This is a genomic window from Arthrobacter sp. AOP36-F1-5 (genome assembly GCF_058137995.1).
Window position 1 is genome coordinate 3,314,556 of sequence record NZ_CM176892.1, and the last position, 16,180, is coordinate 3,330,735.

The 16,180-nt window shown below is 67.2% G+C and carries 16 protein-coding genes; 1 reads left to right on the forward strand and 15 read right to left on the reverse strand.

Annotation, left to right across the window (positions count from 1 at the left end; all coding sequences use genetic code 11):
- Positions 1-24: 24 nt before the first annotated feature.
- The 6 genes from AC3ZI9_RS15265 to AC3ZI9_RS15290 all read right to left on the reverse strand — a co-directional run bounded on the left by AC3ZI9_RS15265 (position 25) and on the right by AC3ZI9_RS15290 (position 6,314).
- Positions 25-1,566 (reverse strand): M81 family metallopeptidase, encoded by a 1,542-nt coding sequence (locus AC3ZI9_RS15265; RefSeq protein ID WP_489923719.1) that lies wholly within the window; start codon positions 1,564-1,566, stop codon positions 25-27.
- Positions 1,566-2,771: an aminotransferase class I/II-fold pyridoxal phosphate-dependent enzyme gene (locus tag AC3ZI9_RS15270; protein ID WP_489923720.1), complete on the reverse strand. Its 1,206-nt coding sequence runs from the start codon at positions 2,769-2,771 to the stop codon at positions 1,566-1,568. The genes AC3ZI9_RS15265 and AC3ZI9_RS15270 overlap by 1 nt, the downstream gene beginning before the upstream one ends.
- Positions 2,768-3,607 (reverse strand): oxygenase MpaB family protein, encoded by an 840-nt coding sequence (locus AC3ZI9_RS15275; protein ID WP_444554762.1) that lies wholly within the window; start codon positions 3,605-3,607, stop codon positions 2,768-2,770. Before AC3ZI9_RS15275 ends, AC3ZI9_RS15270 begins: the two co-directional genes overlap by 4 nt.
- An 81-nt stretch (positions 3,608-3,688) precedes the next feature.
- Entirely contained in the window at positions 3,689-4,951 is a 1,263-nt protein-coding gene (gene rlmN, locus AC3ZI9_RS15280; protein WP_444554763.1) for a dual-specificity RNA methyltransferase RlmN, read from the reverse strand.
- Positions 4,952-4,989: 38 nt separating this feature from the next.
- A complete protein-coding gene (locus AC3ZI9_RS15285; protein WP_444554764.1) occupies positions 4,990-5,688 on the reverse strand; it encodes a DedA family protein in 699 nt (232 codons plus the stop codon).
- Between the two features lie 101 nt (positions 5,689-5,789).
- Complete coding sequence (locus AC3ZI9_RS15290) at positions 5,790-6,314, reverse strand: universal stress protein (protein ID WP_444566087.1); 525 nt, start codon at positions 6,312-6,314, stop codon at positions 5,790-5,792.
- Positions 6,315-6,437: 123 nt separating this feature from the next.
- Here AC3ZI9_RS15290 and AC3ZI9_RS15295 point away from each other — a divergent pair, with 123 nt between their 5' ends.
- Positions 6,438-6,866, forward strand: a complete 429-nt coding sequence (locus AC3ZI9_RS15295; RefSeq protein ID WP_444554766.1) for a pyrimidine dimer DNA glycosylase/endonuclease V — start codon at positions 6,438-6,440, stop codon at positions 6,864-6,866.
- A gap of 107 nt (positions 6,867-6,973) precedes the next feature.
- On the opposite strand, the gene AC3ZI9_RS15300 is transcribed toward AC3ZI9_RS15295, so the two are convergent.
- The 9 genes from AC3ZI9_RS15300 to AC3ZI9_RS15340 form a co-directional block, all read right to left on the reverse strand.
- A complete protein-coding gene (locus AC3ZI9_RS15300; RefSeq protein WP_444554767.1) occupies positions 6,974-7,375 on the reverse strand; it encodes an ectoine synthase in 402 nt (133 codons plus the stop codon).
- A gap of 60 nt (positions 7,376-7,435) precedes the next feature.
- Complete coding sequence (gene ectB / locus AC3ZI9_RS15305) at positions 7,436-8,704, reverse strand: diaminobutyrate--2-oxoglutarate transaminase (protein ID WP_444554768.1); 1,269 nt, start codon at positions 8,702-8,704, stop codon at positions 7,436-7,438.
- Positions 8,705-8,794: 90 nt separating this feature from the next.
- A complete protein-coding gene (gene ectA, locus AC3ZI9_RS15310) occupies positions 8,795-9,244 on the reverse strand; it encodes a diaminobutyrate acetyltransferase (protein WP_489923721.1) in 450 nt (149 codons plus the stop codon).
- Between the two features lie 268 nt (positions 9,245-9,512).
- Positions 9,513-10,724 carry a hypothetical protein gene (locus AC3ZI9_RS15315; protein WP_489923722.1) on the reverse strand — a complete coding sequence of 404 codons (1,212 nt, stop codon included), beginning with the start codon at positions 10,722-10,724 and terminating at the stop codon, positions 9,513-9,515.
- 121 nt (positions 10,725-10,845) lie between these two features.
- Complete coding sequence (locus AC3ZI9_RS15320; protein WP_086996672.1) at positions 10,846-11,238, reverse strand: VOC family protein; 393 nt, start codon at positions 11,236-11,238, stop codon at positions 10,846-10,848.
- A 305-nt stretch (positions 11,239-11,543) separates the two neighbouring features.
- Entirely contained in the window at positions 11,544-11,948 is a 405-nt protein-coding gene (locus AC3ZI9_RS15325) for a DUF779 domain-containing protein (RefSeq protein ID WP_086996675.1), read from the reverse strand.
- Between the two features lie 101 nt (positions 11,949-12,049).
- Positions 12,050-13,084, reverse strand: coding sequence for an alcohol dehydrogenase AdhP (adhP, locus tag AC3ZI9_RS15330; RefSeq protein ID WP_086996678.1), 1,035 nt, complete (start codon positions 13,082-13,084; stop codon positions 12,050-12,052).
- A gap of 88 nt (positions 13,085-13,172) precedes the next feature.
- Complete coding sequence (gene exaC / locus AC3ZI9_RS15335) at positions 13,173-14,696, reverse strand: acetaldehyde dehydrogenase ExaC (protein WP_444554770.1); 1,524 nt, start codon at positions 14,694-14,696, stop codon at positions 13,173-13,175.
- A 141-nt stretch (positions 14,697-14,837) separates the two neighbouring features.
- Positions 14,838-16,154 carry a GAF domain-containing protein gene (locus AC3ZI9_RS15340; protein WP_444554771.1) on the reverse strand — a complete coding sequence of 439 codons (1,317 nt, stop codon included), beginning with the start codon at positions 16,152-16,154 and terminating at the stop codon, positions 14,838-14,840.
- Positions 16,155-16,180 lie beyond the last annotated feature (26 nt).

The following is a 16,180-nucleotide window of genomic DNA, read 5'->3' on the forward strand; positions in this document are numbered from 1 at the left end:
TTGTCATGGTCCGGTCTCCGCCGGTCAGGCCCGCTTCGTGCCGCTGGACGGGAGGAGCGTGGCGGTGAGATCCGGGTCGGTCATGTCGGGATCAAAGGGGAACATGGGTCGCTCGATGTTCCGGTGGCCCAGTCTCAGGAGGTCCTGGTCCACCCCTCCGGGGGTCAGTGCCAGCATCCAGTCGGCGGCCACGTCGAAGAACTCGGGTTCCAGATAGCCGATCTTCACGATCACCAGGTCCGCCTCCGAGACATCCAGCCCGGCCGCTTCGAAGTCCGAGATCCGGTGGTAGGGCTTGCGGCGTTCGGTGATGATCGCTTCGATCGAGCCGATCTGGACCACTGCCACGCGGCCCGAGGTCTCATCCCCCGCGCTGATCTGAACCACGGTCCCGTCCAGGAGAACCGGTCCGGCGTGCAGATGGTCCACCGCGGCCCCGGCCGAAACCCTGAGGCGCGCTCCGACCCCCGCCTGATGGCACGCCTCCACCGCCGCCTCATCGAAGAGGGAGGCGACCACGGTCCGCGGGCCCCCCGCAATGAACCTGGGATCCTCGATCAATCGGGTCAGCGTCCAGGTCACATCCCCCGTGCCTCCGGCCGTCGGGTTGTCCCCGGAATCGGAGAGCACGTAGGGACGCGGCGCACCGTCGGCGAGCGCTACGTCGAGACAGTCGGCCAGGGACGCCGCCGGGGCGACGAAGGCGAAGTCGGCCCGCGCATCCCAATATGTGCGGGCCAGTTCGGTGGCCTGGGCTGCCGCGAGGTCGGCGTCGTCCCCGGTGACGACCACGCAGGCTGAGCACCGCGGTTCGTCCGCCCAGGCGTAGCCGACCCAGAGGGAGGCATCCACGATGCCATCCAGGGCTTCGATGCCGGGGATCGCCGCGTAGATGCCCCGCGCCGGTTCCAGTCGGGTGGAGGTCTTCTCTCCGGGCAGCAGCACGGGGATCCGGACGTAGGCCTTGGCCGGGGCTCCGGTGCCTTCGAGCAACCGGGTCTGCAGGTTTGCCATGGCCCGGGTCTTGGTTTGTTGCTCGTCCTCGTGAGGAGCCATGCGGTAACAGGTGATCAGATCGCAGGCGTTCACCAGTTCCGCCGAAACATTGCCGTGCAGGTCCATCGGGGCGGAGATCAGTGTCCGCGGCGTTCCCGCGGCCGCACTGGAGTCGTCGAGGGCGGTGCGGACGGCCCGGGCCAGATCGGCTTCGGCATCCTGCCGTCCCAGGACCGTCATGGCGCCATGGATGTCCAGCAGGAATCCGTCGAAGGGGCCGCAGGCACGGATCATGGACACCAGTTCGGTCTTCAACGCCTCATAGACCTCGGGAAGGACCATGCCCCCGGGCAGGGACCGGGCGTGGACCAGCGGCACCCACTCCACCTCGTCGGCGACCGCCGGATCATGTTCGGGGCCATCCGGCTGCAGGACCGCATAGCGGGAGAGCAGTTCGTCGTCGTGCGTGAACCGGAAGGCCTCGAACCCCGAACGGTGCGGGGAGAAGTTCGAGGCTTCGATGGACATCCCGCCCACACCGATGCGTGGACGTCCACCCCGACGGCGCATCAGCGCCCCGCCTGGAAGCGGATGATCCGTTCGATGGCTTCGGTGACGGCGTCTGGGCCGGCGGCGAAACTCAACCGGACCGCCCGGCGCCCGCCGACGACGTCGAAATCGGCTCCCGGTACCAGGGCGACCCCCTCCTGCTCCAGCAGCGCGGCGCAATAGGCCGTCGAATCCTCGAAGCCTTCAAGGGCCTCCCCCAGGTCCGCGTACACGTAGAACGCCCCGTCGGCCGGGGCGGCCTGGCCCCATCCGAGCCGGGGCAGGTTGTCCAGCAGGACGGCACGGGTGGCCGCGAACTGGTCTACGAAGGCTTCCGCCTGCCGGTAGGACTCCTCGGTAAAGGCCTCCACCGCGGCCATTTGTGCCGGCGCCGGCGGGCAGAGGGCCACGTTCCCGGCGAGTGCCTCGACCGCTGGCAGCAGGTCATCGGGCACCAACGCCCAGCCCAGGCGCCAGCCGGTCATGCCCCAGTATTTGGAGAAGCTGGAGATGACCACGCCGGTGCGCTCCAGTTCCCAGGCGCTCACACCCCGGACGTCGGGGTCGCCGGCGGCGGGGTAGGTGATCCCGTGGTAGATCTCGTCACTGACCAGCCGGGCCCCGTGGGCGGCACACCATTGCGTCAGTGCCGACAGTTCCTCCCGGGAGACCATGGTTCCGGTCGGGTTGGCCGGGGAGGCCAGCATCAGCCCCGAGAGCGGCCCGTGCTCGGCGACGGCCGCATCGAGCTGTTCGGGGGTGGGCTGGTACCGGGTCGCCGGACCGCAATCGAGTTCGACGACCTCGATGCCCAGGGTGCGCAGGATGTTCCGGTACGCCGGATACCCCGGCCGGGCCAGGGCGACCCGGTCCCCGGGGTTGAAGGCGGCCAGGAAGGTGAGCATGAACGCCCCGGAGGATCCGGTGGTCACCGCGACGTTGGCCGCCGGGACCTCGAGGCCGTACCAGCGCAGGTAGTGCCCGGCGATGGCCTGACGGAGTTCGGTGATGCCCAGGGCCGGGGTGTAGGTCAGCGGCATGGCCGAGGCGTGGATGGCCGCGGCCCGTGCCGAGACGTCCGATGGCGCCCCACCGCTGGGTTCACCGGCGCAGAGGGAGATGACGTCGCGCCCGGCGGCCCGCAGGTCGGCCACCCGGGAGAGGATGTCCATCACCTGGAAGGAGGGCACCTGGGCCCGGGAGGCAACGGTCAAGGGCTGGTTCATGGTGCTCCTTCGAGGTCGGGGGTGCCCGCGGCTGCTCCGTCGAGCCGGGTCAGGTAGTAGTGCATCGGGGCGTGGCGGATCCTGGCCGGAAGGCGGGGAAAGACCAGGGCGAGCCCTCGCATCAGGGCCCGGAAGACGGCGTCGTGCCCCGGCCCGTAGCGCAACCCGTAGGCGTGGCGCAGTTCGGGTGTCAGCAGGCCCGCGGTGAGGATCCTGGCCACGGGCATCGCCAGCCGGATCCAGGGCGGGGCGTTGTGGGCCTCCAGCAGGGCACGGCCCACCCGCATGGTGGTCCGATCCACCGTCAGCTCACCGGTCATGGCCTCCCAATAGGCGGCGAAATCGGCGCGGGTGGCCGGCCAGGCCCCTTCCGGGACGCGCAAGGCGGTGCCCAGCACCGAGTACCCGCGGTAGATCTTCTCGGCGGTATCGCCCGGTAACGGCCCGAAGACCGCCTCGTACACAATCATGGCCGAGTCGTAGAGGGTGGCGGCGACCCAGAGCTGGGAGTCCGGGTCATGGGCGTCGTAGGCTGGGTGGCTGCCGTCCGCGGCGGCCTCGGAATGCACGGGGGCGTGGACCCGCTCGACCCAGGTACGGGCGGCCTCGGCCTGGGCGTCGGTGCCGTTGGTGAGGGCGTAGATGTAGGTCAGGGTGCCGTGCAGCCGGGACAGGGGGTCCTGGACGAATCCCGAATGACGGGACACCCCGTGCCCGACCGGCGGGTAGGCCAGTTGCAGCAGGATGGCCCGGCCGGCCCCGGCCAGCATGACCGATTCGGGGGCCAGGTCCGCGATTGACTGTGGCCCGGTGGTGCCACGACTGAAGATCCCCATGACACCGATGCTAGTGCCATTTCACGGGCACGCGATGGCGGGGCCGCATTAGGCCACCGGTTCCTTCGTTCCGGCGCGGCCCTACTCCGAGGCGGCGAGCTGGCCGCAGGCGCCGTCGATCTCCTTGCCGCGGGTATCGCGCAACGTGGTGGGAATCCCGGCGTCGATCAGACGGTTGATGAACTCGTCGGTGATCTCCGGCTCCGAGGACGTCCAGACCGAACCCGGGGTGGGGTTCAGCGGGATCGGGTTCACGTGCACCCAACCGCGGCCGCGCTTATTGAGCTTCTTGGCCAGCAGATCCGCCCGCCAGGCGTGGTCGTTCATGTCCTTGATCAGCGCGTACTCGATCGACACCCGTCGCCCGGTGGCCTTGTAGTAGTTGTAGGCGGCGTCGATGGCCTCATCGGCCTTCCACCGCGAGTTCACCGGGATGAGCTCGTCACGCAGCTCGTCGTCGGGGGCGTGCAGGCTCAACGCGAAGGTGATCGGGATGTCCTCGGCGGCCAGCTTATTGATCGCCGGGACCAGCCCCACGGTGGAGATGGTGATGTTGCGTGCACTCATGCCCAGCCCCTCGGGGGCGTCGTTGATCATCCGGTGCACGGCGTTCATGACCCGCTTGTAGTTGGCCAGCGGCTCGCCCATGCCCATGAACACGATGTTGGTGACGCGTTCGGCGTCGTATCCTCCATCGCGGCGGCCGCCTCCGAGTCCGCCCTCGGCGATGACCCGGTTGGCCTGGACGATCTGGTCCAGGATCTCCGCGGCGGACATGTTCCGGGTCAGTCCGGCCTGGCCGGTGGCGCAGAAGGGGCAGTTCATGCCGCAACCGCATTGGCTGGAGACGCACAGGGTCACCCGGCCCGGATAGCGCATCAGCACGGATTCGACCAGGGAACCGTCGAAGAGCCGCCACAGGAACTTGACCGTGTCCCCGTTGTCGGTGGTCAAGCGCTTCACCTGGGTGAGCAGCGTCGGGAACATGGCGTCCACCAGTTCCTGGCGGCGTTCCTTGGGCAGATCGCTCATCTGCTCGGGGTCGGTGGTGTAGTGCTGGAAGTAGTGCACGGAGAGCTGCTTGGCCCGGAACTTCGGCAGACCGAGTTCGACGAGCTTGGCCTGGCGTTCGGCCAGCGTCAGATCGGCCAGGTGCACCGGCGGCTGGGAAACGCGCGCCTTGGACTTGAACTCCAGCTTCGGCCGGCCGTCGGGGGCCATGGCCTGGGTCCAGCCTTCTGCGGTGGGACGGACCTGGGCGCGGCCTTCCTGCCGGGCGCGGTTCTCCGACTGGCGGGAACGCTCGGTGGAATCGGGGGCTGCGGTCTCTTCAGGGGTACTCATTACACCCATTCTCCCATGCCCGTCCACCCGGCGCCCATTCAGGCCTCGGAGACCGGGTTTTCCGCGGGTGCTTCCTGCGCGGATGCGGCCCGTTTGACGGCACGACGACGGAGTTTCGATTTGCCCGCGACGGTGGGTGCGGGCAGGTTCCGGGTTTCCCACCAACTGATCACGTTGTTGATGGCCCGACCCAGGACCAGCGAGACGACGATGGCCAACAGCACGGCGACCTCGGTGGACAAACCGTCCCAGGCCCCGGACAGCAGGCCCACCCCGACGGAATACACCGACCAGAGGACCCCGGCAATGAGCGAATGCTGGAGGAAGACCCGCCAGGTGTGGGGAACCAAGGCGGAGCCGATGTTCATCGTCAACCGGCCCATGGGGATGAACCGCGAGGTCATCACCAGGGGAAGATCGTGGTCCTTGAGCCTATTGCGCGTCGCGGCCAGGGCCGCCTGCCAACGCCGTCCGGCCAGGATCCGCCAGTTCACGACGTCGAAGCGCACGGCCAACGCGTAGATCGCCGCGTCCCCGGCGATCGCGCCGACGAGCATGGAGGCGGCGAGCAGGAGGGGGTTCAGGGTGTCCGTTTGCGCGGCCAGGGCGCCCAACGCGACATACAGCGTCGTACTGGGCACCGGGGGGATCAGCGCGGACAGGGCCACCATCACCGCCCCGAAGAGATACACCCACGTCCCGTCGAGGGAACGCAGTCCCTCGCCTACTTCATTCACCGGTACTCCCTTGATTGCACGCCGTGGCTTCGCGGCCGAACAACGATCCTAGTGCAGTAGCCGTGGCGACCCGACCCCGCGGCGTCGCTCCGGGGCCCGGCTCAGGAAGCTTCCCACGGCAGCCGGGCGTCCGTGGCCACCGGGTGCAGTGGAACCACCAGGACCGGTCGATCCTGCCGGTGGGCCAGATGCACCGCCACGGATCCGCCCAGGAACTCACGAAAGCCCGAGCTGACGCCCGGCTCCCGCGTGCCGACGACGATCATCGCGGCCTCTTGTTCCGCGGCGAAGGCCGCCAGGGCCGTCGCCGTGTCCCCGACCAGGCAGCGCGTGGACCATTCCACGTCCAGCCCGCCCATGAGGCCTTCGATCCTGCGACGCACCTCGGGGTCGAAAGTGGGTTCGGCTGGTTCGTCGCTGTCCGGGTCGATCGGTGCGGACCACGTCGAGCCGTCGGCGCCGTTAACGGCATATCGGCTGGGATCCACGGTGGCAAACAGTGCCAACGCCCCATACTGCTGGGCGACCTCCGCCGCGGTCCGGATCAGTTCGTCCCGCGGCCGTGGAGGGACCCCGACGACGAGGCAGGCCCGGCGCGGGGACCCGGTGGATGGTGGCGTGCTCACGACGGTCCTCCAGTTCAGCGGATATGCTGCCCACTATCCCAGACCCGGGACAGCGCGTGAAGCGTTCCGGCCGCGTTGTGCGCCGGGAGGGCGGCCCCGGGGGGAATGTGGAACGATACTCTCATGCGACTCTGGTCCCTGCACCCCCGGTATCTGGATTCCAAGGGTCTGGTTGCCTGTTGGCGTGAAACCCTGCTGGCGCAAAAGGTCCTTGGCGGCGACACCGTTGGCTATCGGAACCACCCCCAATTGACGCGGTTCCGTGCCGGTGGCGACCCGATCTCCTTGATCGGCGCCTACCTCGAGGGCCTGGCGGCCGAGGCCGATTCCCGCGGCTACCGGTTCAACCGTGCCCTTGTCCTGGTCCCGCACGTCCCGGCCGGGCCGCTGCTGACGGTGACCGCCGGCCAGCTGGAGCACGAGCGCGACCACCTGCTGGCCAAACTGGCCGTCCGCGCGGTCGAGCTCAGGGGTTCGGTCCCCACGCCACCCGAGACGCATCGCCTTTTCTCAACGATTCCCGGCCCGATCGAACCGTGGGAGGTTCCGTAGCCGGCCGACCGGGTATCGCAGCGAGCTGCCGTGGGGCCGGTCCCGGACACGCAAAAGCGCGGCACACACCGAAGTGTGTACCGCGCTTCGCGGAAATCCGTCGGGACCTAGCCCTCGGCTGGATCCTCGACGACCAGCGGGTAGACGCCGTTCTCGTCGTGGACTTCGCGGCCGGTCACCGGCGGGTTGAAGACGCAGGCCATGCGCAGCTCGGTGGTGGCACGCACGGTGTGCTTCTCGTGGCCATCCAGCAGGTACATGGTGCCGTCGGCCAGGTCGTGGACCTCGCCGGTCACTTCGTTGGTCAGCGTTCCCTCGCCCTGCACGCAGTACACGGCTTCGATGTGGTTGGCGTAGTGGAACGTCGAGGTGGTTCCGGCGTAGATCACGGTGTCGTGGAAGGAGAAGCCGACTCCTTCGCGGGCCAGCACCATGCGGCGGCTGCGCCAGGTCTCCGACTTGATGTCGCGCTCGGTTTCGTTCAGGTCATCGCGGTTGATTACCTTCATCTGGTGTCCTCCTGGGGAAGTTGGGGAAAAGTCGGGGTGGTTATCGGGGTGCTGCGGAGCCTAGGCCGAGGCCAGGGCCGGCTGTCCGGTCACGGTGCGCACGGCGTTGCCGAGCACGGTCAGCCCGCGCTGCAGCTCTTCGGCGGTGATGGTCAGCGGCGGCATGATCTTCAGGACCTCGTCCTCCGAGCCGGAGGTCTCCACGAGGAGGCCGTTGGCGAAGGATTCGGCGGCGACCTTCGTGGCGATGGAGTGGTCCGGGAAGACGACGCCGGAGAGCAGGCCACGGCCGCGCAGTTCCGCGCCGTCGACCAGGGCGACGATCTCGGCCAGGCCATCACGCAGTGCGGTGACGGTGCCGGCGAGCTCGTTCTGGAAGTCGCCGGTGGCCCAGTACTTCTTCAGTGCGGCGGTCGCGGTGACGAAGGCCGGGTTGTTGCCACGGAAGGTGCCGTTGTGCTCGCCCGGGCCCCAGATGTCGAGTTCGCGCTTGAACAAGGTCAGCGCCATGGGCATGCCGTAGCCGGAGATCGACTTGGAGATGCACACGATGTCCGGCTCGATGCCGGCTTCCTCGAAGCTGAAGAACGTGCCCGTACGGCCGCAACCGGCCTGGACGTCGTCGACGATCAGCAGGACGTCGTGGCGCTTGAGCAGCGCGGCGAGGCTGCGCAGCCATTCGGCGCGGGCGGCGCGCAGGCCACCTTCGCCCTGGACGGTCTCCACGATGACGGCGGCGGGCTTGTCGACGCCCGAGCTGCTGTCTTCGAGCAGGTGCTCGAGCCAGACGAAGTCGGCCTGTTCGCCTTCGAGGTAGCCGTCGAAGGGGATCCGCGAGCTGTTGGCCAGCGGGACGCCGGCCCCGGCGCGCTTCATCGAGTTGCCGGTCACCGACAGGGCGCCCAGCGTCATGCCGTGGAACGCGTTGGTGAAGGACAGGACGTTCTGCCGTCCGGTCACCTTGCGGGCCAGCTTCAGCGCGGCTTCGACGGTGTTGGTACCCGTCGGGCCGGGGAACATCACCTTGTAGTCGAGCTTGCGCGGCTCGAGGATGAGGTCCTGGAAGGTCTGCAGGAAGTCCCGTTTGGCCGGGGTCATCATGTCCAGCGAGTGCACGACGCCGCCGCTGGTCAGGTACTCCACGAGCGGCTGGGTCAGGGCGGGGTTGTTGTGCCCGTAGTTCAGGGCACCGGCCCCGGCGAAGAAGTCCAGGTATTCCGTGCCGTCTTCGGCGGTCTGCGTGGCGCCGGAAGCGGTCGCGAACACTGCCGGCCAGCTGCGGCTGTAGGTGCGAACCTCTGATTCGCGGATTTCAAAGATGTCAGTCATGGTCATTCCCTTTCATAGGTCGATGACAGGCTTCAGGAGGGCGCAGGGCATCACGGTGGAGCCCGGGGCGCCGGAAGTCGTGGTGGGGGATCAGCCCTTGGAGTTGCTGGACGCCAGGTTCAGCGTGCGCAGATCGGCATCGAGTCCCAGCGGGGCGATGCGGTACAGGTACTCGGTGTCATGGCCATCCGGGTACATGCCTGGGGTGAACAGCGGCTCACGCTCGCATTCGGCCTCATGGCGTTCGGCGAAGCGCTGGAACAGGTGGTTCGACGCGCCGTTATCGGCCGTGATCGTCGTTTCCAGACGATCGGCATGGGTGCGCTCGGCCAGCTCGTCGAGCATCTTGGCGGCCAGGCCGCGCTTCTGGAAGCCGGCGCCGACGGCGACCTGCCAGATCAGCAGGGTTCCGGGCTCGTCGGGGCGCATGTAGCCGATGACGAAGCCGGCTGGCTGGTCGTCGATGACGGCCATCAGCGAGCTCTGCGCGAAGTCACGGCACCAGAGCAGGTAGTAGTAGGAAGAGTTCAAGTCCAGCACTTCGGAATCCTTGGCCATGTTCCACATGGCTGCTCCGTCCTCGGTGGCTGGGTGGCGAAATGTAGCCTCGGACTGTGTGTTTGCGAGTTCATTTTCCATCCCTACAAACCTAACGCGCTCAGGATTTCGATCAAGCCGGGGTGTGGCGATTTGACACGGATTCTGCCCGAGAGGACACTTTCGCCGCACCGACCCCATTCGGAGGCATCCCAAAGCTGCCAAGGGATGCCGCCGAGCGCCCCGTGTTGTTTTGACCCGCTAGCTATCGTTACCTCTTCGTTATATGACCGGAGCCGTCGTTGCGGGGTTTTTCGTCCTCCAGGGGGCCTGCGGGCAGACCGGGGACCGCGGGCTCGACGCCGGCAGAGGCCACCACGGCGGTGGTATTGCGGATGAAAACCACGAGCCAGGCGAACACGATTCCGGCCGCTGCGAGCTCGAGAGCCGTGAGGTTGTAGTACTGCAGCGGACGCCACAGGGCCGCTGCCGCCACGAGCGCGCCGACCGCCAGATAGGTGAGCAGAAAGAAGGCCTTGGGGAACCCCGGTAGCCACAGCGGAACCCCGGCCAGCAACACCAGCAGGAACACCGCGAGGACCCGCACAAAGAATGTATGCACCGGCTCGAATGTATTGACGGGGAACAGTCCGATGCCGACCATGCACACCCCGCCGGCAACCAGGCAGGTACGCACCACCCCGGGGCGGGGGCGCATGAGCCGTTGAACGCCCAGGGTCCGGTGCCAGCGCCGGGCACCCGATTCGTCGTGGCGTTTGGCGGCGGCGACGACGTCGGCCCATTGCTTCAGGTCACGCGTGATGAACGCGGAGAGAGTGGTCAGGATGATCCCTGAGGTCGTGATGGTGGTGTTGAACGTCCAGAAGGACGTCAATCCGGCTTGCCCGGTGCCCAGCTCGCTGAACATGGAGTGCCACCACAGCGGGTTCTCCGCATACAGCATGCTCACCAGCATCCCGGAGGACATGAAGACCGCCAGCATCACCGACAGGGCGATGGCGGTGATACGCGCCCCGGAGATATATCCGAAGTAGCCAGCGACACCAGCTGAAACAGCCAACATCACCGTTCCGGCCACCGGATCCACGGTCAGGCCCGAGAATGCCTGCTGGAAGAGTCGGAAAAGCACCAAGGCGGACATCGTCGCGATCGAGGCGTGCACCACCAGCAGGGCTGCGACGTCGAGGATCTGCCGGATGACCGGACGCGCACCGAGCCACAGATGGACGGTACGGATGTTCTGGACGTATCCGGCCACGAATCCGGCACCGGCCATCACCCCGGAGACCACCGAGGCATAGATCGCCACCGACCCGTCCCCGGCCAAGGGTGGCCGGTATCCACGAAACTCGATGGCACCGACGATGACAGCCAGGATCCCCGCGACGACACCGGCCCAGATCGACCGGGATTCGATGTCCAGTTGGCGCCGGGCAGCGCCGGGCGTTCCCTGGTCCTTCATCGGTCGGGGGCCTCCTGACGGCTACCACGGGGCGGGGGGGTGTTCACCTCGATTCTGTCATGGTTGCCCCCGCGGGGAGGACGCGCCGGGTCGCCTCAGTGGCCGATGAGTTCGCTGCGGATCAGGAAGCGGGTGCGAAGAACTCGAGCGCGTTTCCGTCGGGATCCGCAAACGAAAGCCCCGAACCATAGTGGGCTTCGACGATTTCGCCGTGCTCGATTCCCCAGGTGTCCAGCTGATCCCGCCAGCGCACGAGTTCTTGATAGTCGGCGCATCCGAAACCGACATGGTCCATCCCCGCTCGTCGGGCGTCGAACCGGTCGTTGGAGTCCGTCACCGGGTGGAAGTGCAGCCCCAGCAGCATTCCGCCGTCCAACGGATAGACCTTGTGCCAGAAACCGCCAGCGTCCTCATCCAACACGGGCGAAACACCCAGGAGCCGTTCGTACCAGGCCGAGCTGCGGTCCAGGTCTGTCACGGTCAACGCGACGTGGGCGATGGGAGGGAAAGTCATGGGAACTCCTTAGTTTGTTGATGGCGGCAGCTTCGTATACCAGCCGTCGGATCCGGTCTGACGGTAAGTGAGGCAAGGAAATTGGTTCCAGCCCAGGCGACTGGAAGAGGTGAGAATACTGGCCGGGTTGTCTCAGCAGGAACACCAGCCTGACGAAACATCTCGCGATTGTGGCCTGCCGGCCACCCGCCGGGGACTTCCCTGTCCCGAGTGATCTGTCCTCGCCAAGGAGCGCGGGTACCGGGTGGCCGATGGTCCCAGGCTCCCTGCGCCACGGGTCGGCCACCGGCTTGCAAGGTCGGGCCTCAGCCGTCGATGAGTTCGCTGCGGATCAGGAAACGCTTGCCTTCCGGAGCCTCGAGAGAGAAGCCCCCGCCCCTTCCATCAACGACATCGACGGTGAGCAGGGTGTGTTTCCAGTATGCGAACTGTTCCTTCGACATCCAGAAATCAATATCACCCAGCGGGGTGCCGTCGTCGTCCTTCAGTCCGAAGACACCCAAGCGGATATCGGCGTCGCCGGTGATGAAGTCCCCTTCCGGGAAGCACATCGGCGATGAACCATCACAGCATCCACCCGACTGGTGGAACATCAGCGGCCCATGGCGGGCCCAGAGGCTGCGCAGCAGCACCTGGGCGTCGGCGGTGAGCCGGACGCGGGTGAAGTCCTCACCTTCTATGTCGGGGCGGGCGTCGAGCACGGTATCCACGGCGTTCTCCTTCTCCTCAGGGGCCGTGACCCCGGTCCGGAACCGCTGGATTGCGGCTCCGGACCGGGGGCATGACGGCAGTGTTCCTTCCCGGAAACCGTTTAGACGGTGGTCCCCGTGTAGTCGATGACCACTCGGCCATCGATCTTGGCGTGGCGCATTTCGTCGAAGACCGCGTTCACGTCCTCGAGCGGGCGAGTGTGGAAGGTGGGCTTGATCTTGCCCGCCGCATAGAACTCCAAGGCTTCTATCATGTCCTGACGGGTGCCAACGATGGACCCCCGGATGGTCAGGCCCTTGAGCACAATGTCGAAGATGGGGGCGGGGAAATCTCCCGGTGGCAGTCCGTTGAAGACGATCGTGCCGCCGCGCCGGGTCATGCCGATGGCTTGACCGAACGCGTCCGGATGCACGGCCGTGACCAGCACTCCGTGGGCACCACCGGTGGCTTCCTGGATGGCTTCGACCGGATCGGCGGCGAAGGCGTTGACCGTCACTTCGGCGCCATGGCTGCGCGCCAGGGCCAGCTTCTCCTCGGCGACGTCGACCGCGGCGACCCGCATGCCCATGGCAACCGCATACTGCACGGCGATATGCCCGAGACCGCCGATCCCTGAGATGACCACCCACTGACCGGGCTTGACCTCGGAGCGCTTGAGCCCCTTGTAGACCGTGACCCCCGCGCAGAGGACCGGGGCGATCTCGTGCGGATCGGAGCCTTCCGGGATATGGGTGGCGAACTTGGCCTCAACCAACATGTACTCGCCGAACGATCCGTCGACGGAGTATCCACCGTTGGTCTGGGATTCGCAGAGCGTCTCCCAGCCAGTGCGGCAGAACTCGCAGTTCCCGCAAGCGTTGGCGAGCCAGGCGTTGCCGACCATGTCGCCGACCTTCACCTCGGTGACGCCTTCGCCGATCTTCTCGACATAGCCGACACCCTCGTGTCCCGGGATGAGCGGAAGCTTGGGTTGGACCGGCCAGTCGCCACCGAGCGCGTGAAGGTCGGTGTGACAGACGCCGGAGGCGATCAGCTTCACCAATGCCTGGCCGGGGCCCGGCTCCGGGACCTCGGCGGTGGTGATGTCGATGTCGTTGCCGAACTCGTGGACGATGGCTGCATTCATGGTACTCATGGTGTTTCCTGCTCTTTCGGGGTTCGGGGTTCGCGGGTTCCGGCGTCGGTGCCGGAACCCGTGGACTGCGGTTGGGGCAATAAATGGTTTAGAAGAACCCCTGCTTTTCCTGCGCGTAGGAGACCAGCAGGTTCTTGGTCTGCTGGTAGTGGTCCAGCATCATCAGGTGGTTCTCGCGCCCGATGCCCGAGGACTTATAGCCACCGAACGCCGCGTGGGCCGGGTAGGCGTGGTAGTTGTTCACCCAGACCCGGCCGGCCTGGATCTCGCGCCCCGCACGGTAGCCGGTGGCTCCGTCGCGGGTCCACACCCCGGCACCGAGACCATAGAGGGTGTCGTTGGCGGTCTTCAGCGCATCGTCATAGCCACTAAAACGGGCCACGGAGACGACTGGCCCGAAGATCTCCTCCTGGAAGATCCGCATCGAGTTGTCCCCGGCGAAGATCGTCGGTTGGACGTAGTAGCCTCCGGAGAGTTCGCCTCCGAGGTCGGCACGGCCTCCACCGGTGAGGATCTGGGCGCCTTCCTGCTTGCCGATGTCGATGTAGGACAAGATCTTCTCCATCTGGTCGTTAGAGACCTGGGCGCCCATCATCGTGTCCGTATCCAGCGGGTGTCCCTGCTTGATGGCTTCTGTCCGTGCGGTGACGTCGCCCATGAACCGGTCGTAGATCGAGTCCTGCACCAGGGCGCGGGAGGGGCAGGTGCAGACCTCGCCCTGGTTCAGCGCGAACATGGTGAACCCTTCCTGTGCCTTGTCGTAGAACGCGTCGTTCTGCGCGGCAATGTCCTCGAAGAAGATATTCGGGCTCTTTCCCCCCAGCTCAAGGGTGACGGGAATGAGGTTCTGCGAGGCGTACTGCATGATCAGCCGGCCGGTGGTGGTCTCACCGGTGAACGCGATCTTGCGGATGCGCTTATTCGACGCCAGTGGCTTGCCGGCCTCGGTGCCGAATCCGTTGACCACATTGAGCACTCCCGGTGGAAGCAGGTCCCCGATCAGCTCCATCAACACCAGAATCGACACCGGGGTCTGCTCGGCGGGCTTGAGGACGACTGCGTTGCCCGCGGCCAACGCGGGTGCCAGTTTCCAGGTAGCCATCAGGATCGGGAAGTTCCAGGGAATGATCTGTCCGACCACGCCGAGCGGCTCGTTGAAGTGGTAGGCGACGGTGTTCTCGTCGATTTGCGAGAGCCGCCCCTCCTGCGCGCGGATGGCCCCAGCGTAGTAGCGGTAGTGGTCGGCTGCCAACGGCAGATCAGCATTAAGGCACTCGCGGATGGCCTTGCCGTTGTCCCAGGTCTCGGCGACGGCAAGCATCTCGAGGTTCTCCTCGATGCGGTCGGCGATCCGGTTCAGTACGCCCGCCCGCTCGGCGGCACTGGTCCTGCCCCAGGCCGGTGCCGCGCCTTCGGCGGCATCGATGGCCGCCTCGATGTCCTCGGACGTGCCGCGGCCGACCTCGCAGAAGACCTTGCCGGTGATGGGGGTGATGTTCTCGAAGTATTCGCCCTTCACGGGGGCCTTCCATTCACCGCCGATGTAGTGCTCGTAGCGCGGCTTGAAATCCAGTAGTGCCCCATCGGTTCCGGGGGTGGCGTAAACGGTCATGACAACTCCTTTGTTGGCCACCGCTGGCATTGCCGGGCCGAGCGGCCCGGAGCCGCGATGGCGGATTCCGCGTGATGTGGATCACGGTACGTGGTCAGGGGTTGCATCGACGTTGCATCGCCGACCGGCCACGGCCGAAGGTCAGGCCAGTTCCGCGTCCAGCCGCTGCAGCCGGGCCACCACGACCGATCGGTGCGGTGAGCGCGCGGGAAGGACCTGCAGGGCGGTGCGCAGGCCCTCGACGTCGGTGCCGGCCTCCGGCAATTCGAGGTAGTCGAGCAACGTGTCGGGATCGGCATCATTGAGCATCGACTCGCGCAGGGCGCCGGCCACCTCGCCGCGGATGTCGATGATCCCGGGCGCCTCGGAGCGGGGCAGGACCGGACCGGTGTAGGCCGCCAGGGCCTGCCGATGGCGCCCCGCCCCGAGATGGCGCAGGACGTCCCGGGCATCGACCGTGACGGCGGGGCCGATGCGGTAGGGACGCGACTCCAACCCGATCCGTCCCGCCTCGGGTCCCAACGCCTTGCGCAGTCGGGCCATTTCGGCCCGGACACTGACTAGTTGTCCGACGTCCCCGAACAGCAGGTCGGCGAGTTCGGAGGCACCCAGCCCACCGCGGTTCCAGCCCAGCAGGGTCAGGATTTCGGCGTGGCGACCGCCCAGCACCCTGGCTGGTGCCGCACCATCGAGGGTTCCGGCCGCGGAGCCCAGGACCTGCAGCCGGGTCGCGGGCGAGGAGGCCCGCGGGGACGGCAGCACGAGTTGATGACCGCGGGCGGCGGCCTGGAGGGCGTCGACGTGCAACTGCGCTTCGGCGGCGGCGACCGCCGCCCGCAGCAGCGTCAACGAGTGGCTGGCCACCGCGTCGTCGTGGCCCGTCAGATCGACCACGCCGAGCAGTCGGCCGGTCACCGGGCAATGGATGGGGACCGCGGAGCAGCTCCAGCGGTGCGCCTCCGGGCTGAAGTGCTCCGCCCCGCTGACCTGCACGCCGGTCCCGGTGACCAGGGCCGTGCCGGGGGCCGAGGTCCCGACGGAGCGTTCGGACCAATCGGCTCCGGGGACGAAGTCCATCCGTTCGGCGGCGTTGCGCACCGAGGTGTCGCCTTCGACCCAGAGGAGGTGCCCGGCGTCGTCCCCCACGGCGACGAGCAGTCCCGTGTCCTTCGCCGGCTGGACCAGCAGGCGGTCGAAGACGGGCATGAGCGAGACCAGCGGGTGGCTGCGTCGGACATCGGCGAGCTGAGGATCGCTCAACCCGTGGCGGGCGGCGGCCCCGGAGGGGTCGTCGTGGAAACCCAACGAACGGATCCATGAGTCATGGACGACCGGACGCAGCCGGGGGAACCCGGGGTCCTGCACCCCCGCGGGCAGGGGTTGCCCCGAGGACAACCGGGCGTGGGCGCGCTCCGCGGAGCGTTGCCATCCCGGCGATGCCGGTGACGTCCAGGCCATGAGGCAATACCACCCTGACTGTGAAG